This is a genomic window from Sphingopyxis sp. PAMC25046, assembly GCF_004795895.1.
Lineage (GTDB): Bacteria > Pseudomonadota > Alphaproteobacteria > Sphingomonadales > Sphingomonadaceae > Sphingopyxis.
Genome location: NZ_CP039250.1, coordinates 2,440,753 through 2,464,344 on the forward strand (window position 1 = coordinate 2,440,753; position 23,592 = coordinate 2,464,344).

General features: G+C 64.1%; 27 protein-coding genes. 12 read left to right on the top strand and 15 right to left on the bottom strand.

Going from position 1 to position 23,592, the window contains the following annotated elements:
* Positions 1 to 101 precede the first annotated feature (101 nt).
* A complete protein-coding gene (locus E5675_RS11390; RefSeq protein WP_136174623.1) occupies positions 102 to 1,397 on the top strand; it encodes an MFS transporter in 1,296 nt (431 codons plus the stop codon).
* Between the two features lie 193 nt (positions 1,398 to 1,590).
* On the opposite strand, the gene E5675_RS11395 is transcribed toward E5675_RS11390, so the two are convergent.
* The 3 genes from E5675_RS11395 to nadC all read right to left on the bottom strand — a co-directional run bounded on the left by E5675_RS11395 (position 1,591) and on the right by nadC (position 3,585).
* Positions 1,591 to 1,815, bottom strand: coding sequence for a hypothetical protein (locus E5675_RS11395; RefSeq protein ID WP_136174624.1), 225 nt, complete (start codon positions 1,813 to 1,815; stop codon positions 1,591 to 1,593).
* A gap of 94 nt (positions 1,816 to 1,909) precedes the next feature.
* On the bottom strand, positions 1,910 to 2,623 hold the full coding sequence (locus E5675_RS11400) for a ribonuclease T(2) (RefSeq protein ID WP_136176438.1): 714 nt from the start codon (positions 2,621 to 2,623) through the stop codon (positions 1,910 to 1,912).
* A 113-nt stretch (positions 2,624 to 2,736) separates the two neighbouring features.
* On the bottom strand, positions 2,737 to 3,585 hold the full coding sequence (nadC, locus tag E5675_RS11405) for a carboxylating nicotinate-nucleotide diphosphorylase (protein ID WP_136174625.1): 849 nt from the start codon (positions 3,583 to 3,585) through the stop codon (positions 2,737 to 2,739).
* A gap of 93 nt (positions 3,586 to 3,678) precedes the next feature.
* On the opposite strand from nadC, the gene E5675_RS11410 reads away from it, so the two are divergent.
* Positions 3,679 to 4,815, top strand: coding sequence for a nitronate monooxygenase (locus E5675_RS11410; protein ID WP_136174626.1), 1,137 nt, complete (start codon positions 3,679 to 3,681; stop codon positions 4,813 to 4,815).
* Positions 4,816 to 4,846: 31 nt separating this feature from the next.
* Here the strand turns inward: E5675_RS11410 and E5675_RS11415 are convergent, their stop codons facing one another.
* Positions 4,847 to 5,293 carry a peptidylprolyl isomerase gene (locus tag E5675_RS11415; RefSeq protein ID WP_136174627.1) on the bottom strand — a complete coding sequence of 149 codons (447 nt, stop codon included), beginning with the start codon at positions 5,291 to 5,293 and terminating at the stop codon, positions 4,847 to 4,849.
* A 157-nt stretch (positions 5,294 to 5,450) separates the two neighbouring features.
* Here E5675_RS11415 and mgtE point away from each other — a divergent pair, with 157 nt between their 5' ends.
* A complete protein-coding gene (gene mgtE, locus E5675_RS11420) occupies positions 5,451 to 6,890 on the top strand; it encodes a magnesium transporter (protein ID WP_136174628.1) in 1,440 nt (479 codons plus the stop codon).
* A 221-nt stretch (positions 6,891 to 7,111) separates the two neighbouring features.
* Positions 7,112 to 7,240, top strand: a complete 129-nt coding sequence (locus tag E5675_RS11425; protein ID WP_136174629.1) for an entericidin A/B family lipoprotein — start codon at positions 7,112 to 7,114, stop codon at positions 7,238 to 7,240.
* 15 nt (positions 7,241 to 7,255) lie between these two features.
* Here the strand turns inward: E5675_RS11425 and tatC are convergent, their stop codons facing one another.
* The 9 genes from tatC to E5675_RS11470 form a co-directional block, all read right to left on the bottom strand.
* Positions 7,256 to 8,065, bottom strand: a complete 810-nt coding sequence (tatC, locus tag E5675_RS11430; RefSeq protein ID WP_136174630.1) for a twin-arginine translocase subunit TatC — start codon at positions 8,063 to 8,065, stop codon at positions 7,256 to 7,258.
* Complete coding sequence (gene tatB, locus E5675_RS21990; protein ID WP_136174631.1) at positions 8,062 to 8,454, bottom strand: Sec-independent protein translocase protein TatB; 393 nt, start codon at positions 8,452 to 8,454, stop codon at positions 8,062 to 8,064. Before tatB ends, tatC begins: the two co-directional genes overlap by 4 nt.
* Before the next feature lie 32 nt (positions 8,455 to 8,486).
* A complete protein-coding gene (locus E5675_RS11440) occupies positions 8,487 to 8,720 on the bottom strand; it encodes a twin-arginine translocase TatA/TatE family subunit (RefSeq protein ID WP_136174632.1) in 234 nt (77 codons plus the stop codon).
* A gap of 25 nt (positions 8,721 to 8,745) precedes the next feature.
* Positions 8,746 to 9,339, bottom strand: coding sequence for an SMC-Scp complex subunit ScpB (gene scpB, locus E5675_RS11445; RefSeq protein WP_136174633.1), 594 nt, complete (start codon positions 9,337 to 9,339; stop codon positions 8,746 to 8,748).
* Positions 9,336 to 10,109, bottom strand: coding sequence for a ScpA family protein (locus tag E5675_RS11450; RefSeq protein ID WP_136174634.1), 774 nt, complete (start codon positions 10,107 to 10,109; stop codon positions 9,336 to 9,338). Before E5675_RS11450 ends, scpB begins: the two co-directional genes overlap by 4 nt.
* A gap of 6 nt (positions 10,110 to 10,115) precedes the next feature.
* Complete coding sequence (gene nagZ, locus E5675_RS11455; RefSeq protein ID WP_136174635.1) at positions 10,116 to 11,123, bottom strand: beta-N-acetylhexosaminidase; 1,008 nt, start codon at positions 11,121 to 11,123, stop codon at positions 10,116 to 10,118.
* A gap of 107 nt (positions 11,124 to 11,230) precedes the next feature.
* A complete protein-coding gene (locus E5675_RS11460; RefSeq protein WP_136174636.1) occupies positions 11,231 to 11,980 on the bottom strand; it encodes an SPOR domain-containing protein in 750 nt (249 codons plus the stop codon).
* Positions 11,980 to 13,707, bottom strand: coding sequence for an arginine--tRNA ligase (gene argS, locus E5675_RS11465; RefSeq protein WP_136174637.1), 1,728 nt, complete (start codon positions 13,705 to 13,707; stop codon positions 11,980 to 11,982). The genes E5675_RS11460 and argS overlap by 1 nt, the downstream gene beginning before the upstream one ends.
* Before the next feature lie 134 nt (positions 13,708 to 13,841).
* Positions 13,842 to 14,513 carry a hypothetical protein gene (locus tag E5675_RS11470; protein WP_136174638.1) on the bottom strand — a complete coding sequence of 224 codons (672 nt, stop codon included), beginning with the start codon at positions 14,511 to 14,513 and terminating at the stop codon, positions 13,842 to 13,844.
* A gap of 172 nt (positions 14,514 to 14,685) precedes the next feature.
* On the opposite strand from E5675_RS11470, the gene ispH reads away from it, so the two are divergent.
* Genes ispH through rnhA form a run of 3 tightly spaced genes read left to right on the top strand, consistent with a single transcriptional unit; the run spans position 14,686 to position 17,098 of the window.
* Complete coding sequence (ispH, locus tag E5675_RS11475; protein ID WP_136174639.1) at positions 14,686 to 15,666, top strand: 4-hydroxy-3-methylbut-2-enyl diphosphate reductase; 981 nt, start codon at positions 14,686 to 14,688, stop codon at positions 15,664 to 15,666.
* The gene (gene thrB / locus E5675_RS11480; protein ID WP_136174640.1) at positions 15,666 to 16,628 is read left to right on the top strand and encodes a homoserine kinase; all 963 of its coding nucleotides are present in this window, start codon (positions 15,666 to 15,668) and stop codon (positions 16,626 to 16,628) included. Before ispH ends, thrB begins: the two co-directional genes overlap by 1 nt.
* Complete coding sequence (gene rnhA, locus E5675_RS11485) at positions 16,628 to 17,098, top strand: ribonuclease HI (protein WP_136176439.1); 471 nt, start codon at positions 16,628 to 16,630, stop codon at positions 17,096 to 17,098. The genes thrB and rnhA overlap by 1 nt, the downstream gene beginning before the upstream one ends.
* 3 nt (positions 17,099 to 17,101) lie before the next feature.
* On the opposite strand, the gene E5675_RS11490 is transcribed toward rnhA, so the two are convergent.
* Together E5675_RS11490 and E5675_RS11495 are read right to left on the bottom strand one after the other, a co-directional pair.
* Positions 17,102 to 17,278, bottom strand: coding sequence for a DUF1508 domain-containing protein (locus E5675_RS11490; protein WP_136174641.1), 177 nt, complete (start codon positions 17,276 to 17,278; stop codon positions 17,102 to 17,104).
* An 87-nt stretch (positions 17,279 to 17,365) separates the two neighbouring features.
* On the bottom strand, positions 17,366 to 18,496 hold the full coding sequence (locus E5675_RS11495; RefSeq protein ID WP_136174642.1) for an FAD-dependent oxidoreductase: 1,131 nt from the start codon (positions 18,494 to 18,496) through the stop codon (positions 17,366 to 17,368).
* A 94-nt stretch (positions 18,497 to 18,590) separates the two neighbouring features.
* On the opposite strand from E5675_RS11495, the gene E5675_RS11500 reads away from it, so the two are divergent.
* The 5 genes from E5675_RS11500 to E5675_RS11520 are packed head-to-tail and all read left to right on the top strand — an operon-like array spanning position 18,591 to position 23,586.
* On the top strand, positions 18,591 to 19,073 hold the full coding sequence (locus tag E5675_RS11500; protein ID WP_136174643.1) for a prepilin peptidase: 483 nt from the start codon (positions 18,591 to 18,593) through the stop codon (positions 19,071 to 19,073).
* Positions 19,074 to 19,127: 54 nt separating this feature from the next.
* Complete coding sequence (gene cpaB, locus E5675_RS11505; RefSeq protein WP_136174644.1) at positions 19,128 to 20,168, top strand: Flp pilus assembly protein CpaB; 1,041 nt, start codon at positions 19,128 to 19,130, stop codon at positions 20,166 to 20,168.
* Position 20,169: 1 nt separating this feature from the next.
* Positions 20,170 to 21,651, top strand: a complete 1,482-nt coding sequence (locus E5675_RS11510; protein ID WP_136174645.1) for a type II and III secretion system protein family protein — start codon at positions 20,170 to 20,172, stop codon at positions 21,649 to 21,651.
* 25 nt (positions 21,652 to 21,676) lie between these two features.
* Complete coding sequence (locus E5675_RS11515) at positions 21,677 to 22,318, top strand: CpaD family pilus assembly protein (protein WP_136174646.1); 642 nt, start codon at positions 21,677 to 21,679, stop codon at positions 22,316 to 22,318.
* Positions 22,315 to 23,586: a pilus assembly protein CpaE gene (locus tag E5675_RS11520; protein ID WP_136174647.1), complete on the top strand. Its 1,272-nt coding sequence runs from the start codon at positions 22,315 to 22,317 to the stop codon at positions 23,584 to 23,586. Before E5675_RS11515 ends, E5675_RS11520 begins: the two co-directional genes overlap by 4 nt.
* Positions 23,587 to 23,592 lie beyond the last annotated feature (6 nt).

The following is a 23,592-nucleotide window of genomic DNA, read 5'->3' on the forward strand; positions in this document are numbered from 1 at the left end:
CTTTGACCCTGTCCGCCCTAGCCGATAAGCCCCCCGGGCGACAACCAAATTGCCCGCGATTTGCGTGGTGACCGAACAAGATTGAAAAGATTGGACCACGCATGACCGGCTCCTTTGCGCTATTGAAGCAACGCCGGTTCCTGCCCCTTTTCGTCACCCAGCTCCTCGGCGCGTTCAACGACAATCTGTTCAAGAACGCGATGGTGCTCTTCGTCGTTTACGGCGTGTTCAACGACGAAGCCTCGGAAACCCTGTTCAGCGCGGTCGCGACGGGGCTCTTCATCCTGCCCTTCTTCCTGCTGTCCGCGCTCGCCGGCCAGCTCGCCGATACGCGCGACAAGGCGCGGATCATCCGCATCGTCAAATTCTGCGAAATCATCATCATGCTGGTCGGCGGCACCGGACTCGTCCTCGCGTGGATGGGCTTTGCCGTGCATCTGCTCGCGATCCCGCTGATGATGCTCGCGCTTTTCGCGATGGGCATCCACTCGACCTTCTTTGGCCCGATCAAATATGCGATCCTGCCCCAGCACCTGAAAAGTGACGAGGTGCTCGCCGGCACCGGGCTCGTCGAGGCGGGCACCTATATCGCGATCCTCGCGGGCACGATTCTCGCTGGTGTGATCGACGTCGAATGGGCGGCGCTCGGCGTCGTCCTTGTCGCCGGCCTCGGTTATTGGACCGGACGCAAGGTGCCCCCCGCCCCGCCCGAGCACGAGGAAACGGGAATCGACTGGCACATCATCCGCTCGTCGATCGCGCTCGTTCGCGGCACGATGCACATCCCGCGCCTCTATCTCGCGATCCTCTCGATCAGCTTTTTCTGGACCATCGGCGCGGTGCTCTTCATCCAGTTTCCGCCGCTCGTGAAGAATATTCTCCACGCCGACAAGAGCGTCGCCAGCCTCTTCCTAGCGATCTTCTCGATCGGCATCGCGATCGGCTCGGTCGCGGTCAACCGCCTGCTCAAGGGGCAGGTTTCGGCGCGCTACAGCCCCGCCAGCGTGATCGTGATGGGCGTATTCGTGGTCGCCTTCTATTGGGTATGCCGCAATTGGGAGCATGACCCTTCGGGCGTCATGTACGGCATCGACGGCTTCCTCGGCCATGCCGACGTCATCCCGCTCCTCGCCGCACTGCTCGGCATCGCGATCAGCGGCGGCATGTTCGTCGTGCCGCTCTACGCCTTCCTGACCACCACGGTCCCCAAGGACCAGACCGCGCGAACCGTCGCCGCGAACAACATCGTCAATTCGGGTGCGATGGTCGCGGGTTCGCTCCTCGCGATGGGCCTCGGCTTCGCCGGGATCGGCGTCGTTGACCAACTGCTGATGAGCGCGGCCATGTGTCTGATCTCCGCGTGGCTCGCGGTCAAGCTGCACCGGGCTTGCGACTGACCGGAACCGGCTACGGCACATCTGTGTCCGCTTAGGAGTGGAGAGCGGACGCCGCCACCTACCTTCGCCATCCCGGGCTTGACCCGGGATCCCGCTTCTCATGACGTGAGAGCAGGTTTCGGCTTCAAGCGGGGCCCCGGATCAAGTCCGGGGTGACGATATAAGAAACGTCGCCTTCCGCTCGAAATCGGCCTCAAATCAAGAACATCATCGTCGCGGTAAAGAAAATCGCGAAACTCTGCAGAAACAGCCGGAAATCATTGTTCGACCAGATCATGACCGGCTCACGGTGCGCGGCAAGCGCGGCGCGCAATTCACCCTGCCAGTCTTCGGGTGCATTGAGCCGCGCGATCGCCAGTTGCCGCACGCCATGCGCCCGCACACGCTCGCGAATGTCGATATGATCGTCCGAGTCCATGCCCCGAAGCTAGGGCGATGTTAACGGATCGGTAAGGTTAAAAGAGTGTTAACGTCCGGACCGTCCCATGGCGGGACGCTTTCCGGTTCGCGGCTTAACCTCCGGTCATCGGCCGCACGCGAACGCGGCGCCCCTCGTTCGCCCCCCACTGGAACGGCTTGCACTGCGCGGGCTTCATGCGCGGTCCCAGGCAAAGCCGCACTTCGTCGAGCCAGCCCTCGCGGCCGACCGACACTGCGATCATTGGCGTCGTGATCCCGCGGTTGGCGGCGGCGAAAGCGCGGCGGATGCTCCCCGCGGTCTGCGGCTTTGCGGCGAGCACCTTCATATCGGGAAAGCGGACGGCCCGGAACAATATGTCGGCCGAACGGAAATAGGCCGCGGGATGCGGGCTCATGCAGCTCCCATGCTTCGCCCATTCATGCTGGAGCAGCTGCGCTGACGGCGTCATGCACAGATGCTTTCTCAGCACCGGCTGCGGCACGATCTTCGCCGGGCGGCACCATTGCGGATAGCCGGGGCCGTCGGTCTCGGGCCACAGGCCGTGCAGCACCCAGCCGAAACGCCCATTCTTGCCCGCACATTGGAAAGCATCGCGCGCGGCCTCGGGATTGCGCACATCGGCGCAATGCTGCGGCGACCAGCTCATGGCGAGCAGATAGCCGGTGATCGGCGGCTTGCGCACGGGCTCACCGCGCTTCGGCTGTTCGAGGCGCGGGACGGGGATACGGTCGGGCACCGAACAGGATAGCGCCTGCGCCTGCGCTGTGGCCGGCGCGAGCGTGGCCGCCAGCACGACCAGCGCCATTCCTTTCTTCCGTTCGTCCTGAACTTGTCGAAGCACCGTTTTTCCTCTCGCCGCCAAAGTGAAGGACAGCCCTGCGACAAGCTCAGGGCAAACGGATGGATGAAATTGGCGATTCAAGCCAAAGCAAAGTCGAGCCCGATGTCCGCCGCCGGCGCCGACTGGGTTAGCCGTCCGACCGAGACATAGGTCACCCCCGTCGCGCCGATATCGTGGATCGTGTCGAGCCGCACGCCCCCGGAGGCCTCGGTCGGCACCTTCCCTCCCACCAGCGTGACGCATTGGCGCAGTTCGTCGAGGCTCATATTGTCGAGCAACAGATGCGTCGCGCCGGCGTTCAGCGCGGGTTCGACCTGCGCGACGCGATCGACCTCGACGATGATGTCGGCGATTCCCGCGTCGACGGCGCGCCGCACGGCCTCCTCGACCGATCCGGCGACCGCGACATGATTGTCCTTGATCATCGCCGCGTCCCACAGGCCCATGCGGTGGTTCTTCGCGCCGCCCATCCGCGTCGCATATTTCTCGAGCACGCGCAGGCCGGGGATCGTCTTGCGCGTGTCGAGCAGGGTTGCGCCGGTTCCCGCGAGCGCATCGACATATTGGCGCGTCATCGTCGCGATGCCCGACAGGTGCTGCACCGTGTTGAGCGCCGACCGCTCGGCAGTCAGCAGCGCGCGCGCATTGCCCGACAGGCGCATCAGGTCGCTGCCCGCGGCAACTTCGGCACCCTCGTCGACCAGTATCTCGATCTCCATGCCGGGTTCGAGCGCGCGAAAGAATCGCTCGGCGATCGGCAGTCCCGCCACGATGATGGCATCGCGGCTGTCCATCACCCCGCCGAAGCGCGCATCGGCGGGGATCGTCGCCATCGAGGTGATGTCGCCCCCCGCGCCGAGATCCTCGGCCAAAGTGGCGCGAACAAAAGCATCGAAGTCGAAATCGGGGAGCGTGAATTGGGTCATGTCCCCCGCGATAATCCGCCCGCCCAGCAAATCAACTTGACGTTTACGTCAACTGGCGCTGACATGGACCAAACAGACGAACGGAGAGGTCCCATGCAATCCCCCATCTGCGCGATGCTCGACATCGAGTTCCCCCTCCTCGCCTTCTCGCACTGCCGCGACGTCGTCGTCGCCGTGTCGAAGGCGGGCGGCATGGGCGTCTTCGGCGCCGCAGCGCTTCCGCCCGAACGGCTCGAGGAGGAACTCGCCTGGATCGACGAGCATATCGGCGGGCGCCCCTATGGCGTCGACCTGATCGTCCCGAACAGCTTCGCGGGCAAGGGCGACGCGCCCGCGTCGGGCTCCGCGAAAGTGCCCGAAACGCACCTGCGATTCGCCGCCGACCTGCTCGGTAAATTCGACGTCGATGCCGCGGGTCTCGAAGCCGCGATGGAAATGCGCCAAAGCTTCGGCGACAATATGCACGAGGACGGCGCGGCGAAGCTGCTCGAAGTCGCCTTCCGCCATCCGATCAAGCTGATCGCCAACGCGCTCGGCGTTCCGCCGCCGCTGATGCTCGAACTCGGCAAGCGCCACAATGTCCCCGTCGCCGCGCTCGTCGGCACGCGCGATCATGCGCTGGCGCAGGTCCGCGCGGGCGTCGACATCCTCGTCGTTGCGGGCGGCGAAGCGGGCGGCCATTGCGGCGAGGTCGCGACGATGGTGCTCGTGCCCGAGGTCGCCGCCGCGGTCGAGGCGATCGGCGCGACTACGCCGATCCTCGCGGCGGGCGGTATCGTCACCGGGCGGCAGATGGCAGCGGCGATGGCAATGGGCGCGCATGGCGCCTGGTGCGGATCGGTGTGGCTGACGACCGCCGAGGCCGAAACCAACCCGGTCGTAAAAGAAAAGATGCTTGCCGCTTCCGCCCGCGATACCGTGCGCTCGAAAAGCCGCACCGGCAAACCGTCGCGCCAGCTCCGCTCGCCGTGGACCGACGCATGGGAGGCCGAGGGTGCGCCCAAACCCTTGCCGATGCCGCTCCAGTCGCTGGTCAGCGAACCCGCGCTCCGCAAGGTCGATAAATTGTCCGAAGGCGGCCACGAGGGGGCGAAGGCGCTCGCGACCTATTGGGTCGGTCAAGGCGTCGGCCTGATGAACGAGGCGATGGGTGCCGGACAGGTCGTGCAGGCGTTCAAGGAAGACTGGGTCGCGGCCTGCGAGCGACTCAACGGGTTTATCGGCGAGTAAAAAATCCCCGCCGAAGCGGGGATTTCTGAAATCAGCTGATGGTCGCCTTGACGATCTTGCCGGGCTCGCGCGGAGGCTCGCCCTTGGGCAGCGCGTCGACATTTTCCATGCCTTCTGTGACTTCGCCCCAGACGGTGTATTGGTTGTCGAGGAAGCGCGCATCGTCGAAGCAGATGAAGAACTGGCTGTTCGCGCTGTTCGGGTTCTGCGCGCGCGCCATCGAGCAAACACCACGGACATGCGGCTCGCTGCTAAATTCCTGCGGCAGGTCGGGCAGCTTGCTGCCGCCCATGCCGGTTCCGGTCGGGTCGCCGCCCTGGGCCATGAAGCCGGGGATCACGCGGTGGAACACGACGCCGTCGTAAAAACCTTCCTTCGCGAGAGTCGAGATACGCTCGACATGCTGCGGGGCGAGATCGGGACGCAGGCGGATGACGACGTCGCCGGTCGACAGCGAAAGCGTGAGGGTTTCGGACATATTGGAACTCCTATGGTCGGGTTTGGCGGTGCCATAGCCGGACGCGGCGCCCAAGGCCACGCACTAATTGATGAAAAGCCGTTGACGACGTTGCCATCGGCGAACGGCCGCACTAGGGGAAAATCGGACGCCGCAAGAGACCAGGGAGGACCGCGCGATGGACAAACGCGAAGATTCCCTGCCGCCTGATGATATGGCGATCGTCGACGATGCCGTCAGCCGCGAACCCGAAACCGAACTCGACGAGGATGATCGGCTGAAACCCGAATTCGTCCGCGACGTGATCGAACTTGCCGAAGCCGGTGAGGGAGAGGCCGCGCGGGAACGCGTCGGCCGCCTCCATCCCGCCGACATCGCCGACCTGTTCGAACTCGCGCGCACCGACGAGCGTCCGATGCTCGCCGCGGTGCTGGGCGACATGCTTTCCGCCGACGTGCTCGCGGAAATGAACGATTATGTTCGCGAAGAGCTGATCGACCTGCTCGCGCCCGAACAGGTCGCCGAGCTCGCCTCCGAACTCGATACCGACGACGCCGTCGCGATCATCGAGGATATGGAGGCGGACGAGCAGCAGGCCGTTCTTCAGGCGATGGAGCCCGAGGATCGCGCCGCGATCGAGGACGCCCTGTCCTTCCCCGAAGAATCCGCCGGGCGCCTGATGCAGCGCGACCTGGTCGCGGTGCCCGAGCATGTCACCGTCGGCGACGTCATTGACCGCCTTCGCGAAGATACCGAGCTTGCCAGCGACTTCTGGGAAATCTTCGTCGTCGATCCGATGCACCGCCCGGTTGGAACCTGCCAGCTGAGCTGGATATTGCGCACCCCGCGCGACATCGCGATCGGCGATGTGATGAAGCGCGAACAGACGCTGATCCCGGTCGATATGGATCAGGAAGAGGTCGCGCTGCGCTTTCAGAAATATGCGCTGATCTCGGCCGCGGTCGTCGACAAAGCGGGGCGCCTCGTCGGCATGATCACGGTCGACGATATCGTCCACATCATCCAGGAAGAGGCGGGCGAGGATATTTTGCGCCTGTCGGGTGCGGGCGACGGCGACATCAACGAACCGATCCGCGAGACGTACAGCGCACGCGTGCGCTGGCTCGTCGCCAACCTCGGCACCGCACTCGTCGCCTCGACGATCGTCGGAATATTCGGCGGCGCGATCGAACATATGGTTGCGCTCGCCGCGCTGATGCCGATCGTCGCGGGGGTCGGCGGCAACGCGGGGACGCAAACGCTGGCGGTAACGGTGCGCGCGCTCGCGATGAACCAGCTCACCGATTCGAACAGCTGGCGCGCGATCTGGCGCGAAATGAAGATCGCGCTGCTCAACGGCGGCACGATTGCGTTCATCGCCGGCACCGCGACGGCGCTCTGGTTCGGCAACCCGATGCTCGGCGGCGTGATCGCCGCGGCGATGATCGTGAACATCTTCGTGGCTGGGGTCGCGGGGGTTGCGATCCCCTTGCTGCTCGACCGGCTCGATCAGGATCCCGCGGTAGCCAGTTCGATATTCGTAACGATGACCACCGATTCCATGGGTTTCCTGGCCTTTCTCGGCCTCGCCGTGCTCAGCGGGCTCACCATCCTTTGAAGCTAAGCCGCTGAAATACAAGCGATTCAAAAGCGGCGAAAAAAATTTCACGCCTGCGATTATTTTCGGGAACTTATCGGCCGCATCGGTCGTTTCCCATTCGAGCAGCGGTCATCGCCCCCCCCGCAGCGCTGCTCAGCAACATTGGCCCGGCCCGCATTCCCTCCCCCCCCTCGAAGCGTGCCGGGCCATTTTGCGCTCATCTTGGAGAGGTTAGAAACATGACGAGTTTCCGTGCAATTCTTCTCGCCCTTCTCGCCAGCGTTCTGGTTACGGGCTGCAACACGGTGAAGGGCGCTGGTCGCGATATCGAATCCGTCGGACAGGCCGGCAGCGACGCTATCAACTGATTTTGACGACTTACCCTAAGCCTCTTCGAGAGGCTCGACAGGCGCCGCTTCGGCGCCTGTTTTGCGTCGGCGCTGGGTAAACCAGATCGCGAAGAGCGACATTTCATACAGAAATACCAGCGGCACCGCGAGCAGCAACTGGCTGAGGATGTCGGGTGGTGTGAAAACCGCCGCGATCGCAAAGGCCGCGACGATCATATAGCGCCGGGCCGACACCAGCTGCTCGCGCGTAACCAGCCCCGACCGCTCGATCAGCATCAGGAGGATCGGCAGCAGGAAGGCGATGCCGAACGCCATGATGAACTGCATCGTGAAGCTCAGATAATTGCCGACCGAAGGCAGCGCTTCCTGCGTGATCCCGCCGATATCACCCTGGTAGCCGAGCAGGAATTTAAGCGCGATCGGGATGGTGATGAAATAGGCGAAGCTGGCGCCGATCGCGAACAGCACCGGCGTCGCGAGCAGGAAAGGCAGCAGCGCACGCTTTTCCTGCTTAAAAAGGCCCGGCGCGACGAATTTCCACAGCTGGTTGGCGATGACCGGAAAGGCGATCATCATCGCCGCAAACAGCGCGACCTTGATCTCGACGAAAAAGGCCTCGAACAGCTGCGTATAGATCAGCTTCCCTTGTCCGGCGCGGACGAGCGGCTGGACTAGGATCCCGAAAATCGGCTTCGCATAATAGAGACAAACCCCGAAAGCGACGCCGACCGCAAGCAGCGACTTCAAAAGGCGTGAGCGTAGTTCGATGAGATGATCGAGCAACGGCATCTTGCCGCCGCTGCCATCCTCGTCTTCGGCTGTCACGGGCGCATCGGCACTCATGGCAGCGGGCCGTCCTTTGGCGGCACGGCATGAGTTTCGGGCGGATTGGCGGCCGCAGCCTCGTCGACTTCGGCGTCTGTTGCCGAAGATGCATCTTCGGCCTTCGTCGCTGTTTCCGGTGCAGCGGGCCGCGATGGGCTGGCATCGTCGATGCGCGGGAATTCGCGCATGATCGCGTCATTCTGCTCGCGCCACTGCTTCTCGAGTTCCTCGAGCTCGGCCTCGCGCATCATCGTGTCGAGCCCGGCGCGGAAATGGCGTGCCATTCCGCGAGCCTTGCCCATCCATTTGCCGACAAATCGCATCGCCTTGGGGAGGTCCTTGGGGCCGATAACGACCAAGGCCACCACCACGACGAGCAGCAACTCGGTGGGCGCAACATCGAACATCTAATAGCCCAATCCCCGCAGGCGGCTGAAAATCAGCGGTTTTCGGTTTCCGCGGTCGGGGTCGGTGTCGCGGTCAGATCGGGCGCGCGCTGGCCTTCGATCTGCTTCGGTGCGGGGGTCGGCGCATCGTCTTCGGCCATGCCTTTCTTGAAGCTTTTGATGCCCTTGGCGACATCGCCCATCATGTCGGAAAAGCGGCCCTTGCCGAACAGCAGCAGGACGAGGATCCCGACCACGAGCCAGTGCCAGATGCTGAAGCTACCCATCTCAAATTCTCCTTGAAGGGCCCATCTAAGCCTCTTCGCCGTCTTTTACTAGGTCCAGTTCGCCCATCGCCTCCTCGAAAGCGAGATCGACCGGGTCGAGAAGACCCGCCGCGCGCAAATCTTCGATTCCCGGCAGGTCCTTGCGGCTGGTGAGGCCGAAATGTTGCAGAAACGCGTCGGTCGTCTTGTAGATCAGCGGCCGCCCCGGAACTTCGCGGCGGCCAGCGGGCATGATCCATTCCGCTTCCATCAGCACGTCGAGCGTGCCCTTTGAAGTCTGAACGCCCCGGATCGCTTCGATTTCGGCGCGGCTGACGGGCTCGTGATAGGCGATGATCGCCAGCACCTCGGCGGCGGCACGCGACAATTTTCGCGGATCGTCCCGTTCGCGGCGCAAAAGATGCGCGAGATCGGCGGGCGTCTGAAAATGCCAATGTCCACCGCGCTCGACAAGTTCGATCCCGCTGCCCGCGTGGCGCTGCGCAATGGCTTCGATGATCGCCTTCGTCTGTCCGGGCGTCATTTCGTCGCCAAGCCGCCCGGCGACCTGCCGCGCATCGAGCGGTTCGTCGCTGGCGAAAAGCATCGCCTCTATAGCGCGTTCAAGATCGTCGATCATGCCCCTGCGGCTTTCAGATAAAGTGGTTCGAAGGCGCCTTCCTGTTTCAGTTCGACCCGCCCCTGCCGCGCCAGTTCGAGCGCGGCGACGAAGCTCGACGCGATCGCCGACCGGCGCAGCGGACCGTCATAGTCAGACGGCAGGAAATCGGCGAGTTCGGCCCAGTCGAGCCTTACTCCCAGCATCCGCTGCAGATGGTGCAGCGCAGCGTCGAGTGTGATCACCGGGCGACGCGACACCATATGCACGACGGGTTCGGCGCGTAGCTTGACCTGGCCGTAAGCGGCGAGAAGGTCGTAAAGGCTCGCGTCCCAGCGCCGTACCTTGATATCGCGAAGCCCCTCCGGCTTTTCGCGCAGAAAGACGTCGCGGCCGATCCGGTCTCGCGCGAGCAGACGTGCCGCCGCATCGCGCATTGCTGCGAGCCGCTGCAAGCGCAGTTGCAGGCGCAGCGCCAGTTCGTCGGGCGACGGATCCTCGAGTGGATCTTTGGGTAGCAGCAGCGCCGATTTGAGGTAGGCGAGCCACGCCGCCATCACCAGATAATCGGCCGCGACCTCCAGCTTGAGTTCGCGCGCCTCGGCGATGAATGTCAGATATTGCTCGACCAGTGCAAGGATCGAAATCTGCTTGAGGTCGACCTTCTGGCTCCGTGCAAGCGCCAGCAGCAGATCGAGCGGCCCCTCCCAGCTTTCCAGCGAAAGCTGCAACGCATCGTCCCGCTCGGGCGCCGCCGGCACGATCTCGAAATCGAGCGGCAACGCCTCCATCGGCGATCAGGCCGTCGCCAGCAGCGCGTCGCGCTGATCGAGCAGCGTCGCGAATTCGCGGCCGTCGCTGTCGCCCGAAATCCGGTCCATCGCGCCTTCTAGCCGCGCGAGCGATACCGTGCTGATCGGGTCGAGCGCATTCGCTATGCCGATCATGTCGTCCATTCTCGCCCAGCAATTGAGCGCGATGTCGCAGCCTGCGGCGATCGCATCGGCGGCGCGCGACGGCACGTCGCCCGACAGTGCCTTCATGTCGAGATCGTCGGTCATCAGCAGGCCGTGGAAACCGATGCGCTGACGAATGACATTGTCGATAACGACAGGTGACAGCGTCGCGGGCCGCTCGGGGTCCCAGGCTTCGAAAATGACGTGGCAGGTCATCGCCATCGCGGCGTCGCGGAGCGCCGCGAACGGCGCGAGATCGGTCTGCAGGTCGCGATCCGACGCGGTTACCGTCGGGAGCGCCTCATGGGTGTCGAGCAGGGCGCGGCCGTGGCCGGGGATATGCTTGACGATGCCGACGACGCCGCCTGCCTGCAATCCGCCGAGAATCGCGCGGCCGAGCGCGGCGACGCGCATCGGTTCGCTGCCGAGCGCTCGATCGCCGATGACATCGCTGGCGCCCGGCTGGCGGACGTCGAGCAGCGGCAGGCAGTCGACGGTAATGCCTACCTCGGAAAGCATGACAGCGAGCGCCATCGCGTTGAGCCGCGCCGCTTCTATCGCGCTGGCGGGGGCGCGGTCATACAAGGCGTCGAACGCCGCGCCGCTCGGGAAAGGTGGCCATTCGGGCGACTTCATCCGCGCCACGCGCCCACCTTCCTGATCGATCAGGATGGGCAGGTTGGCGCGGCCGTCGAGACTACGAAGCTCGTCGGTCAGACGCCGCAACTGGTCGCGATTTTCGATGTTGCGCCCGAACAATATATAGCCTGCCGGCTCGCTGTCGCGGAAAAAGGCGCGCTCATCGTCGGCGAGGGTCAGGCCCGACAGGCCGAAAATAGCCGGTATCATCGTCCATCAAACTCCATCGGCGGCCGTCCCCTCAGGCAGCAGCCAAGGCAAGAATATGCCATAAGGACCGGGGCGCACCAACGGAGTCTGCGGCCAAGCGGGCCGAATCAGCGGACGACGACGCAATTTTCACCAGCGACGCGCAATTTTCCACATAAATTCGTCGCATTGGCGGCCGTTCCTGCAGACACGCGCAAGCGATAGACGGTGCCGTCGCCTACCTTGGCGGGCGAAATCGATTTGCTGAGTTCAGCCAAATAGGCGAAACGTTTCGACAAGTTGCTCCATGCCTTGGCGGCGGCGCCCTCGCTGCTGAAAGCCCCGAGCTGAATCATCGCCTCCCCCGATACCGGCACCGCCGTCCTGGTCTCGGCAGCAGTGGCCGGCGCGGTCGGCTTCGATTTGTTCGGGGGGGGAGACTTGGATGGGGCAGATCTTTGGTCGACCGCCTTCTTCGCCGCGGCCTCGCGTTCTGCCAGCGTCACGGCAGGCTCTTCGGGCATGCGCGCCGGATCGACCTTGCCCGCGGGTTCCGCCCCTTCGCTGGCGGAAAAAGCTGCGTCGCCTTCGCCCTCGAAGGTCTTTGCGCCATCAGTCTCTGGCGCGACTTTGTAATCGCCCTGCTGCGCCGCGATCAGTTCGCCTTTGCCGCGCGCGCCGCCATTCTGGATCCACCACAGGCCACCGAGCACCGCACCGATCAACAACAGCCCGCCGAGCACCATGACGAGCAGACGCACTGGCGAAACCTCGCCATCTTCTTCGAACCCGTCGGCCGCTTCAAGCCAGGGGAGCCGGCCTTCATCGTCGAGACCCAGCCCCGTGTCGCCCTGCCCCGCATCCTTGCCCTCGACCATCAATTCATCTCCTCGAGCGCCTCGACCCCCATCAGGAAGAGCCCGTTGCGGATAACCTGCCCGATTCCGTCGGCCAAATAAAGGCGCGTCGCGGTCAGTTCGGGGTCATTGTCGATCACGATGCGTGCCGACGGGTCGTCATTGCCCAGATTATACCAAGCGTGGAACGCCGCGGCGACGTCGGCCAGATAGAAAGCGATCCGGTGCGGCTCACGCGCCGACGCGGCCGCCTCGACAGTGCGCGGGAATTGGGCGAGAAGCTTGATCAGCCCCAATTCGTGCGCGCCAAGCCGTGCCGGAGCCGGCGCTGGCAGGTCGATCCCCGCATCGGTCGCCTTCTTGCGCAGCCGCGAAATCCGGGCGTTTGCATATTGCAGATACCAGACCGGATTGTCGCGCGATGCCTCCACCACCTTGGCAAAGTCGAAGTCCATCTGCGCGTCCGCCTTGCGCGTCAGCATGGTGAAACGCACCGCATCCTTGCCGACTTCGTCGACGACATCGGCGAGCGTCACGAAATTGCCCGCGCGTTTCGACATCTTGAACGGCTCGCCATTTTTGAGCAGGCGGACCATTTGCACCAGTTTGACGTCGAAACGCGTCTTGCCCCCGGTCAGCGCCGCCACCGCGGCCTTGATCCGCTTGACGGTGCCGGCATGGTCGGCGCCCCAGATGTCGATCAGCTCGTCGGCATCCTGGCTCTTTTGGTAATGATAGGCGAGATCGGCGCCGAAATAGGTCCAGCTGCCATCCGACTTCTTGATCGGACGATCCTGATCGTCGCCGAACTGCGTCGAGCGGAACAGCGGCAGTTCGACCGGCTCCCAATCCTCGGGCGTTTCGCCCTTCGGCGCCTCGAGCTGGCCGTCATAGACGAGATCATGATCGCGCAGCCATTTTTCGGCGGCGGCAGGTTTGCCCTCGGCCTGCAGTTCGGCTTCCGAGGAGAAGAGGTCGTGATGGATGCCGAGCTTGGCGAGATCGGCGCGGATCATGTCCATCATCGCGCTGACAGCCTCGGCGCGGAACAGGCCGAGCCACGCGCTTTCGGGCGCATCGACGAAGCGGTCGCCATATTCGGCCGCCAGCTTCTCCCCGACCGGCTTCAGATAGTCGCCGGGATAAAGCCCCTCGGGGATCGCACCGATGTCCTCGCCGAGCGCCTCACGATACCGCATGTGAACCGAGCGCGCGAGCACGTCGACCTGCGCGCCGGCGTCGTTGACATAATATTCGCGGATCACCTCGTGCCCCGCATATTCGAGCAGCGCCGCAAGCGCGTCGCCGACCACCGCACCGCGGCAATGGCCGACGTGCATCGGACCCGTGGGATTGGCCGAAACATATTCGACGTTGACGCGCCGCCCTTGTCCCATCGCCGACCGCCCGTAGTCGCCGCCTTCACTGAAGATCAGCGCGAGCTCGTCGCGCCAGCTGTCGTCGGCGAGGCGCAGGTTAATAAAGCCAGGGCCGGCGACGCTCGCCTCGGTTACCTCTTCAAGCTTGCCGAGTTCGGCAACCAGCAGATCGGCGAGCGCGCGCGGGTTCATTCCCGCGGGCTTCGCGAGCACCATCGCAGCATTGGTGGCGACGTCCCCGTGCGCGGGATCTCGCGGCGGTTCGACGCTGATCATGCCGCGATCGAGGCCTTTCGGCAAGGCCTCGCGGGCAGCAAGCGCGTCGAGCGCGGCGCCGATATGATCGGAAAAACGGCTAAAGAGGGTCACGGAGCAAACCTATCTTGGATCGGAAAAGCTGTTGCGCGCGCCCTAACCCAGCTTGGGGCACGCGAAAAGCCCTGCGTCACCGGATGGCGCGCAGGGCGTGCAGAAGCGAACGGCGCCACGGCGCCGCCGCGCGGTTATCTTCGGACGTTATATTCGAGCTGGTCCTGCGTCAGCTGGAAGCCGACGAGCAGCTCGAAACTGGCGCGCTGCACCGCCGCACGCACTTCGGGAAGGCTCAGCGGGTCGATCGCCGCGTCCTGATCCCCAGGCTTGCGCTTGCGGGTGATGCGTTCCTGAATATCGGCGGGAAGCGTGGCTGCGGCGCGGTCGACATAGGCCGAAGCCTGTCCGCGCCCCGTGCCGCGCACCTGTCCCTCCTCGAAGGTTACCGCGACATTGCCGAGCCGCTTCGCAACCACCGCGGTGCCGCCCTGCAGCACCGTGGCATAATAGGGCAGCGTCACTGTGCGCGCCGGTCCGGCCTCGCGCCGCGTCGCGACGACATCGAAGCTTGCGAGCTGATAGACTTTCTCTCCCGTTTCGTTGCACTGCGGCGTCACATTGGTGATCGCCGCGACGACGTCGATCGCGCGCGCATCGCGGCTGGTCGCGGGATTGAACAGCGTGATATCGCCCGTGTGCAGCGGCACGGCGACCGCCGGACATGCACTACGTGTCGCGGTGATGCCGACGCCTCCCGAAAGCTCGATTTCATTGTCCTTCGCACAGCCCGCCGCCGTCGTCATGGCTGCCGTGCCGCACAGCACGGTCAGAAACTTACGCGACGGGAACGAAATGGACATCATGATAATCGGGCTTTCCAAACAGGCGCGTTGACAGGCGTCGGGACGATTGATCCCGCTTCATGCGCGCCGCTTCTTATCGGTGCGATGAACGCGGCGCAACAAAGAGAACGACCAATCGACGGGACGAAGCGGCTTTACCCCATGGGACTTGCTGCGCTAGAGCGCGCGCATCATGAACGCACTCCACCCGACGACGCCCGCACCCGGCCATGAAGCAGCGGAACTCAAGGTTTTGATCGCCGCGCCGCGCGGTTTTTGCGCCGGCGTCGATCGGGCGATCCGCATCGTCGAACTCGCGCTGCTGAAATATGGCGCGCCCGTCTATGTCCGGCACGAGATCGTCCACAATCGCTATGTCGTTGACTCGCTGAAGGCTCAGGGAGCAATCTTCGTCGAATCGCTCGACCAGGTCCCCGATGGCGTTCCGGTCGTGTTCAGCGCGCATGGCGTGCCCAAAGCCGTTCCGGCAAAGGCCGAATTGCGCGGGCTCGACTATATCGATGCGACCTGTCCGCTGGTCTCAAAGGTGCATCGCCAGGCCGAACGCGCGCATGAGGCGGGGCGGCATATCGTCTTTGTCGGACATTCGGGCCATCCCGAGGTAGTCGGCACGCTGGGCCAGCTTCCCGAAGGCGCGATGACGCTGGTGGAATCGGTCGACGATGTCGCCGCGCTCGCGCCCGCCGACCCTGCAATGCTGTCCTTTCTGACGCAGACGACGCTGTCGGTCGATGATACGCGCGACATTATAGCGGCGCTTCAACACAAATTTCCCGCGATCAGCGGGCCGCGCGGCGAGGATATCTGCTATGCCACCTCGAACCGTCAGGAGGCTGTGAAGGCGATTGCCGGCCAGTGCGACCGCATGATCGTGATCGGCGCTCCCAACAGCTCGAACAGCCTGCGCCTTGTCGAGGTCGCCGAGCGGCTTGGCATTCCGGCGCATCTCGTTCAGCGCGGAAACGACATCAATCCGGCATGGCTGGAAGATATTGCAACGCTCGGTATCACGGCCGGCGCGAGCGCGCCGGAAACGCTGGTTCGCGAAGTGATCGACGCCGTTGCGGCCGTTCGTCCGGTTGTCGAAGATGTCGTCGTCACTGCCGAAGAGAATATGGTCTTCAAGCTGCCGCGCGGGCTCGAAGCCGCCTGATGGCCGTCTATACCCACGTCGAGCCCGACGACCTTGCGGCGCTGGTGGCGCGTTACGATATCGGTACCGTCGTCTCGTGCAAGGGCATCGCCGAGGGGGTCGAGAACAGCAATTTCCTTCTCGAAACCACCGGGGGGCGCTTCATTCTGACGCTCTACGAAAAGCGCGTCAGCGAAGGCGACCTGCCGTTTTTCGTCGACCTTCTCGACCATCTCGCCCACCGGAGCTGTCCAGTGCCGGCGATGATCCGCGACAGCGAGGGCGCGGCGATCCAGCAGGTTTCGGGACGGGCCGCCTGCGTCATCCAGTTTCTTCAGGGCATTTCGCTGACTCAACCGACGCCCGGCCAGTGCGAAGCCGCCGGCGCGGCGCTCGGCGCAATGCACCGTGCGCTCGAAACCTATTCGGGCGCGCGCGAGAACAGCATGGGCCATCGTCATTGGCGCGCCGTGGCCGAGGGGGCGGGCGATCTCGATGCTGTTCTCCCGGGGCTGCAGGCGATTGTCGACGACGAGTTGGAACATCTCGACAGGCATTGGCCGACCGGTTTGCCCGCGCATGTAATCCATGCCGACCTGTTCCCCGACAATGTGCTGATGCTCGGCGACCGCGTAACCGGGCTGATCGACTTCTATTTCGCAGCGAGCGATTTTCGCGCCTATGATCTTGCCATCACCCACGCATCCTGGGCCTTTTCGGCCGATGGCGAAGCGTGCGATCCGGCGCGTGCGCGCGCACTGATGGCGGGCTATGCGCGCGAAATCGCGCTGACGGATGCAGAGATTGCCGCCCTGCCCCTGCTCGCACGCGGCGCGTCGCTTCGCTTTCTGCTGACGCGCGCGCATGACTGGGTGCATACCCCCGCCGACGCGCTCGTTACACGCAAGGACCCCTCGCCCTTTCTCGCCCGCCTGCAACGATATCGCGACGCCGACGCCGCCGAGCTGTTCGCGCTCGCATGATGACCGGCGCCGGCAAGACCGTGATCGTCGCCACCGATGGCGCGTGCAAGGGCAATCCCGGGCCCGGCGGCTGGGGAGCCGTGTTGCGCTGGGGCGACGTCGTGAAGACCTTGTCGGGGGGCGAGCCCGACACGACGAACAATCGTATGGAATTGATGGCCGCGATCGAGGCGCTCGCCGCCCTCAAACGCAGTTGCAACGTCGAATTGTCGACCGACAGCGTCTACGTCCGCGACGGCATCACCAAATGGATATTCGGCTGGCAGAAGAACGGCTGGAAAACGGCAGCCAAAAAGCCTGTCGCCAATGCCGATCTTTGGCAACGACTGGTCAAGGAAAATGCGCGGCACAAGGTCGAATGGATCTGGGTCAAGGGTCATGCAGGCCACGGCGACAACGAGCTCGCCGACCAACTCGCCAGTGATGCGGCGCTCGAAGTCGCGCGGGCGCGCAGGGCGCCCGCGCGCTGAGGATTACTCGGCCTCGCGAACTTCGGCGCCGGGGCCGTTCTTCAGGATCGAGTCGATGGCGTTCTTCGCTGAAGCCTTGCTGCTATAGCCTTCGGTCCAGAAGATCGGCTCGCTATTATATTTGAAATAGGCGACAAATTCGCCGGCCTTGTTCTTCTTGATCTCGAAATAATGGGCCATGCCATCCTCCACATGTCGCGCCGCGCCGGGGGTGGCGGGCTAAACATATGTTAATTCGCTCGTTTCGCCTTGCAAGACAAGATCGGCTCATGTGAAGCGTGCGGGAGCGAAGGGCAATGGGTCGACCCGTCCGATCGCGCCGGACGGCGGCGGCGCTCCCAGTTGCGCCGCGAGCAACCCGGCGATCGCCGGCGCGGTCTGAATGCCGAACCCGCCCTGCCCCGCGCACCAGATGAAGCGGTCTTCATGGGGATCCGGACCGAAGACGGGGATTCGGTCGGGCGCGAAGCTACGCAGCCCCGCCCATTTGCGCTCGACGGCGGCGACCGGCCAGTCAACGACCGATTGCATCCGCTCGATGGCGGTGGCGACGTCCCAATCCTCGGGCGCCACGTCATGCGCGATGCTTGGAGTCTCGTCATGAGGGCTCAGCCATACACGCCCGGAACTTTCGCCCTTGAAATAGAATTGGCCGCCGACATGGATCACCAGCGGCAGTTCGGCCGGAACCGCGACGTCGAGACGAACCTGCAAGACCGTCCGTCGATACGGCTGGATTCCGCGCGGCGCGATACCGCAAGCCGCCGCGACCTCGTCCGCCCAAGCGCCCGCGGCATTGACGATCACCGCCGCGCCGATCTCCTCCTCGCCCAGTTCTACCCTCCATCCGTCGCCGACGCGGCGAGCCTTGCGCAGCGGCGCGCGGGTGGCGAGCAAGGCGCCCGCGCGCTTCGCCGCGCGAAGATAGGCGGCGTGGAGGCCGCCGACGTCGATATCCCGGCACGCATCCTCATAGGCGGCTTCGCTCCATTCGGGACGCAGGCGCGGAATTTTCGTGGCAACGGCGGCACCCGACATGCGCTCGACATCGACGCCCTTTGCCTGGAACTCGGCGACGAATGCGTCGACCGCAGCCGCTTCGGATGTCCGCCCGATCGTCAGCGCCGAGCGCGGTGACAGGAAAGGATGGTCCGAAAACGCCGGGTCGGGATTCAGCAACGTCTCCAGCGAGGCTAGCGTCAAGGGCTGAACATAGGGCCCGCCATAGGTCTCGTGCCAGAACGCCGCGGACCTGCCCGTTGCGTGATAGCCAGGCACGTCCTCGGCCTCGGCCAGCACGACGCGGCGCCAGGGCGCGAGCACGGCGGCCAGGCTCGCGCCGGCGATACCGGCGCCGACGATCAGCACATCGGTGGCGGAGGGCGGCCGGTCGGTCATGGCCCGCCGCATATCGGCTGGACCGCGGAATGCAAGCCGCGTCGCCAGCAACATGGTTACTCTTTGGTAAGCCATGTTGCGTAGGAGGGGGGCGATGGATAGCGGCGCGATCTCGCTCGGACTAATGGTCCTTCTCGGCCTCATGATGATTGCCGCGGCGATCAGCGACGTCCGGTCGCGGACGATTTCCAACCAGCTCAACGCCGCGATAGCGCTGCTCGCGATCCCATTCTGGATCGCCTCCGGCCTCGCGCTGTGGCCCGAGGTTCCGATCCAGTTCGGCGCGGCCTTTCTGGTTTTCCTTCTGTTCGCCGGATTGTTCGCGATCGGCGCGATGGGCGGCGGCGACGTGAAAATGATCGGTGCGGTGATGCTTTGGATCCCGCTTCCGCTATTCCTGCCGATGCTGACGATCATGGCCATCGGCGGCGGCATCCTGTCCGCCCTGATGCTTATCCATATGAAATTGCGACCTTCGGACAAGCCGGTCGAGGTGCCCTACGGGGTCGCTATCGCCGCTGCGGGCCTGTGGGCGCTTCACCAACACTATCTTAACCAGTTTCAGGTTATCGGATGACCTGAGGGAAAAGCACGACCGTCTCTGGTGGGTGCAGGAGGGCGAAAACTCGTCATGGATACGCGAAAGATTATGCTGATCGTCGGCGCGCTGGTGATTGCCATCGGCGCGGCGTTCGGGGTCAACAAGATGATGCGCGGCGCCGCTGCTCCGTCGGCGCGCGCGGCCGCTGCGCCGGAAATTACCGGTCCGATGATCCTTGTCGCGACGCGGCAGCTGCCGGTCGGCACGATCATCGGTCCCGACAGTTTCCGGTTCCAGCCATGGCCGAAGGAATTGGTCGAACAGGCCTATTTCATGAAGGACAAGACCGACGTGAATACGCTGGTCGGCACCGTCGTGCGCCATGCGATCACCGCCGGGCAGCCGCTCACGCAGGGCGCCCTCGTTCATCCCGACGACCGCGGCTTCCTCGCTGCGGCGCTTGGTCCGGGCATGCGGGCGGTCACCGTCAAGGTTTCGCGCGAAGAAGGCGTCGGTGGCTTCGTGTTTCCGGGCGACCGTGTCGACGTCGTGCTCGCGCAGCAGATCTCGGTCGATTCCGAAACGTCGTCCTATCCGGACAAGGAATTGTTCACCGCCGAGACGATCATTCGCAACGTTCGTGTCCTCGCGACCGACCAGCGGTACAATGCCGAGGACGAGACAGGCAAGACGCCGGTGCGCACCTTCAGCTCGGTGACGCTCGAAGCAACGCCGGAGATCGCCGAGAAGATCGCCGTCGCCCAGGATATGGGCAAACTGTCGCTCGCGCTGCGGCCGCTCGCCGAAAGCGCCGGCGAACTCGAAGCCGCGATCGCCTCGGGCGAGATTGACGTCCCCGCCGGGGCCGATACCACCGCCGAAAAGAAGATGCTGGCCCAGGCCGCCGCGCGTCCGACCGCCAGCCGCTCGTCGGCGACGACCGGTGGCGACGTGTCGCGTTTCTGGATCCCGGTGCGCGGCCGCGTCACCTCGCCGCGCCCGCAACAGGCCGATAACAGCAGCAGTTATGCACCGTCCAATGCAGGACGACAGGCTGCGGTGCCGACCGGCCCGGTCGTGCGTGTCACCCGCGGCGACAAGATGACCGAAGTTCCCGTGGGGGGTAAGTAAGATGAACAGCAACGCCAATTTCAAGGTGGCCGCCCTGGCGCGCACCCTGGCCATCGGCCTGGTGGCAGCGACGCTCGTCGCAGCGCCTTCGCAAACCGCTATCGCCCAAGCCGTCCAGAATGCAAGCGGCAGCCTCGAACTCTCGGTGGGGCGCGGCCGCCTGGTCAGCCTTCCCGCGACGATGTCCGACGTCTTTGTCGCCAATGACGAAGTCGCCGACGTTCAGGTTCGCTCGGGCCGCCAGCTCTATGTCTTTGGTAAAAAGCCGGGCGAAACCAGCATCTATGCTACCGATGCCAGCGGTCGGGTCGTCTTTTCGACCGTCGCCCGCGTCGGCAACAATATCGAAACCATCGACCAGATGCTGTCGCTCGCGATGCCGGAAGCCAGCATTGCGGCTAACCCGATGAATGGCTTTGTCCTGCTTACCGGAACGGTTCAGTCGCCAGACGACGCCGCCGAAGCCGAACGGCTGGTTCAGGCCTTTGTCGGCGAGGAAACCAAGGTGCTCTCGCGCCTGCGTACTGCGACGCCCCTGCAGGTCAATCTGCAGGTCCGCATCGCCGAAGTGAACCGGTCTCTGGTCAAGGAGATCAGCGGCAACCTCCTGACCCGTGACACCGACGGACCGCTTGGCAACGGCTTTCTGGGTGGGGTTTTCGGTGGGCGTCAAGCGGGGACGATCACGACCGATGCCAATGGCAACACCACCTATACGATCAACACGCCAGCGGGGACACGCAGCCTCGCCGGTGCCGGCCGCCTGTTCGGGCTTGACCTGATTGCCTCACTCGATATCGGCGAGCGGTCGGGTCTGGTCGCAACGCTGGCGCAGCCCAACCTGACCGCGATTTCGGGCGAAACCGCCGACTTCCTGGCGGGCGGCGAATTTCCGGTGCCGATCCCGGGCAATTTCGCGGGAACGACGATCGAATATCGCAAATATGGCGTCAGCCTGGCCTACACGCCGACGGTGCTGTCGAACGGCCGGATCAGCCTGCGCGTCCGCCCCGAGGTGTCCGAACTGTCGACCGAAGGCGCAATCGAGATGCAGGGCTTTCAGGTTCCTGCGCTGACGATCCGCCGTGCCGAAACGACGGTCGAACTCGGATCGGGCGAAAGCTTCATGATCGCGGGGCTGCTCAACAACCGCTCGATCGGGGCCATCGATAAGATGCCCGGGCTCGGAGACGTCCCGCTGCTCGGTATGTTGTTCAAATCGGACAGTTTCCGCCGCGGCGAAACCGAACTCGTCATTGTCGTGACGCCCTATCTGGTCCAGCCCGTGTCGGCGAACGACATCAAACTGCCGACCGACGCCTTTCAGGATACGCACGACCTGCAACGGTTGCTGCTCAACCAGACGAGCGACGGCGTAACCGGCGGCGACCGCCCCAAACCGCGGCTCGATACCAATGTTGGCGACGCCGACCGTCCGCGGACCGGCGGCGGCAACGCTGCGCCCGGTTTCAACATCAAGTGACGCGCTGGATTTCAGGAGCAAAGTGATGAAGAAAATCGCAACTTGGACGGTCCTGGCATGCGCGACCTCGCTCGCCGGATGCACCGGCGCAGCATATAGCAATCGCAGCCTGGAATCGGTGCATCAGCCGGTGGTGCGCAACAATCTTTATCAATTCGACGTTGCAACCGCGAATGGCGAACTGCCGCCCAGCGAGCAGGGTCGACTGCAAGGCTGGCTCGACGCGATGGGCGTTCGCTACGGCGACCGTATCGCGGTCGAAGACCCCACGACATATGGAGCAACGTCGGCACAGGCGACCGTCCGTGCGATGGTCGAACGTCGCGGACTGTTGCTGAGCCGGGACGTGCCGGTGACGACGGGCGCAGTTCCGGAAGGATATCTGCGCGTCGTCGTGACGCGCGCGTCGGCTTCGGTTCCGGGATGCCCCAACTGGGAAAGCAAGTCCTCCTTGAACCCGGCCAATGCGACCTCGTCCAATTATGGCTGCGCAATCAACAGCAACCTCGCCACGATGGTCGCTGACCCCAACGACCTTATCAAAGGCACGCGCGACACGGGACATGATCCGCTCGCAGCGACGCGCGCGATCCAGACCTATCGCACGAAACCCCAGACGGGTGCCGGCGAATTGGCCAAACCATCCACCAGCGGAGGCAGCCAGTGAACGCTCCTTTCAAATCAGCAGGGCTACGTGATCCCTTCAACGCCTTCGTTTGCGACGACGATACGCTGGAGTTGATCCGCGCGGCGGCGGGCGACATGGGCTGGCCGATCGAAAAGTGCAACAAGGGCGGCCTGCGCAACGCGGTGCAGTCGCTGTCGGTGTCGGCGAGCCCGAATATCCTGTTCGTCGATATGTCCGAATCAGGCGACCCGATCAACGATATCAATGCGCTGGCTGAAGTCTGCGAGCCCGGGACGGTCGTTATCGCCGCCGGTCAGGTCAACGACGTGCGCCTGTATCGCGACCTTCTGTCCAGCGGCATTCAGGACTATCTGCTGAAGCCGCTGTCGCTCGAACAGGTCCGCGAATCGCTGACCATGGCACAAGCCATGCTTTCGGCCCCCAAACACGCCGATATGCACGACGACAAGCCGCATCACATGATGGGTATCGTGGGTGTCCGGGGCGGCGTCGGCGCATCGCTTGTCGCGACGTCGCTCGCCTGGGCGATCAGCGAACAGGCGGACCGCCAGACCGCTCTGCTTGATCTCGACGTTCATTTCGGAACGGGCGCCCTCACGCTCGATCTCGAACCCGGGCGCGGCCTGATCGATGCGATCGACAATCCGAGCCGCATCGACGGCCTGTTCATCGAGCGCGCGATGGTGCGCGCGTCGGACAAGCTCAGCCTGCTTTCGGCCGAAGCGCCGATCCATCAGCCGGTGATGACCGACGGCTCAGCCTTTTTTCAGCTCGAGGAAGAGTTGCGCAACGCGTTCGAGATGACGATCGTCGACATCCCGCGTCAGGTGGTAATCCCCTTCCCGCACCTCGTGTCGGAAATGGGGACCATCCTGCTCGTCAGCGACGTGACGCTCGCAGCGGCGCGGGACACGATCCGGCTTCTGTCGTGGTTCAAGCAGAACGTTCCCGGCGCGCGCGTCGTGCTCGTCGCCAACAAGTTCCAGAATGCAATCGGCGAACTGTCGCGCAAGGAGTTTGAATCCTCGATCGAACGGCCGATCGACATCGTCATCCCGTTCGACCCCAAGCTCGTCGCCCAGTCGGCGAAGCTCGGAAAATCCTATGCCGAAACCTGCAAGGGCACAAAATCGGCTCAAGTTTGGAACAATCTGATGCGTCTCATCCTCGATGGCGCCGATGTCGATGCCGAGGATGCACCGGTCTCGGCCGCGAAAAGCAAATCCGGCGGTTCGCTGCTCGGCAAGCTCGGCTTGACCAAAAAGGGCGCGAAGCAGGCGGCGTGAGGACGC

Excerpts from the sequence above, each read along its gene's own strand:
- E5675_RS11390 (WP_136174623.1), top strand. The coding sequence starts at position 102 with ATGACCGGCTCCTTTGCGCTATTGAAGCAACGCCGGTTCCTGCCCCTT.
- E5675_RS11395 (WP_136174624.1), bottom strand. The coding sequence starts at position 1,815 with ATGGACTCGGACGATCATATCGACATTCGCGAGCGTGTGCGGGCGCAT.
- E5675_RS11400 (WP_136176438.1), bottom strand. The coding sequence starts at position 2,623 with ATGGCGCTGGTCGTGCTGGCGGCCACGCTCGCGCCGGCCACAGCGCAG.
- nadC (WP_136174625.1), bottom strand. The coding sequence starts at position 3,585 with ATGACCCAATTCACGCTCCCCGATTTCGACTTCGATGCTTTTGTTCGC.
- E5675_RS11410 (WP_136174626.1), top strand. The coding sequence starts at position 3,679 with ATGCAATCCCCCATCTGCGCGATGCTCGACATCGAGTTCCCCCTCCTC.
- E5675_RS11415 (WP_136174627.1), bottom strand. The coding sequence starts at position 5,293 with ATGTCCGAAACCCTCACGCTTTCGCTGTCGACCGGCGACGTCGTCATC.
- mgtE (WP_136174628.1), top strand. The coding sequence starts at position 5,451 with ATGGACAAACGCGAAGATTCCCTGCCGCCTGATGATATGGCGATCGTC.
- E5675_RS11425 (WP_136174629.1), top strand. The coding sequence starts at position 7,112 with ATGACGAGTTTCCGTGCAATTCTTCTCGCCCTTCTCGCCAGCGTTCTG.
- tatC (WP_136174630.1), bottom strand. The coding sequence starts at position 8,065 with ATGAGTGCCGATGCGCCCGTGACAGCCGAAGACGAGGATGGCAGCGGC.
- tatB (WP_136174631.1), bottom strand. The coding sequence starts at position 8,454 with ATGTTCGATGTTGCGCCCACCGAGTTGCTGCTCGTCGTGGTGGTGGCC.
- E5675_RS11440 (WP_136174632.1), bottom strand. The coding sequence starts at position 8,720 with ATGGGTAGCTTCAGCATCTGGCACTGGCTCGTGGTCGGGATCCTCGTC.
- scpB (WP_136174633.1), bottom strand. The coding sequence starts at position 9,339 with ATGATCGACGATCTTGAACGCGCTATAGAGGCGATGCTTTTCGCCAGC.
- E5675_RS11450 (WP_136174634.1), bottom strand. The coding sequence starts at position 10,109 with ATGGAGGCGTTGCCGCTCGATTTCGAGATCGTGCCGGCGGCGCCCGAG.
- nagZ (WP_136174635.1), bottom strand. The coding sequence starts at position 11,123 with ATGATACCGGCTATTTTCGGCCTGTCGGGCCTGACCCTCGCCGACGAT.
- E5675_RS11460 (WP_136174636.1), bottom strand. The coding sequence starts at position 11,980 with ATGGTCGAGGGCAAGGATGCGGGGCAGGGCGACACGGGGCTGGGTCTC.
- E5675_RS11470 (WP_136174638.1), bottom strand. The coding sequence starts at position 14,513 with ATGATGTCCATTTCGTTCCCGTCGCGTAAGTTTCTGACCGTGCTGTGC.
- ispH (WP_136174639.1), top strand. The coding sequence starts at position 14,686 with ATGAACGCACTCCACCCGACGACGCCCGCACCCGGCCATGAAGCAGCG.
- thrB (WP_136174640.1), top strand. The coding sequence starts at position 15,666 with ATGGCCGTCTATACCCACGTCGAGCCCGACGACCTTGCGGCGCTGGTG.
- rnhA (WP_136176439.1), top strand. The coding sequence starts at position 16,628 with ATGACCGGCGCCGGCAAGACCGTGATCGTCGCCACCGATGGCGCGTGC.
- E5675_RS11490 (WP_136174641.1), bottom strand. The coding sequence starts at position 17,278 with ATGGCCCATTATTTCGAGATCAAGAAGAACAAGGCCGGCGAATTTGTC.
- E5675_RS11495 (WP_136174642.1), bottom strand. The coding sequence starts at position 18,496 with ATGACCGACCGGCCGCCCTCCGCCACCGATGTGCTGATCGTCGGCGCC.
- E5675_RS11500 (WP_136174643.1), top strand. The coding sequence starts at position 18,591 with ATGGATAGCGGCGCGATCTCGCTCGGACTAATGGTCCTTCTCGGCCTC.
- cpaB (WP_136174644.1), top strand. The coding sequence starts at position 19,128 with ATGGATACGCGAAAGATTATGCTGATCGTCGGCGCGCTGGTGATTGCC.
- E5675_RS11510 (WP_136174645.1), top strand. The coding sequence starts at position 20,170 with ATGAACAGCAACGCCAATTTCAAGGTGGCCGCCCTGGCGCGCACCCTG.
- E5675_RS11515 (WP_136174646.1), top strand. The coding sequence starts at position 21,677 with ATGAAGAAAATCGCAACTTGGACGGTCCTGGCATGCGCGACCTCGCTC.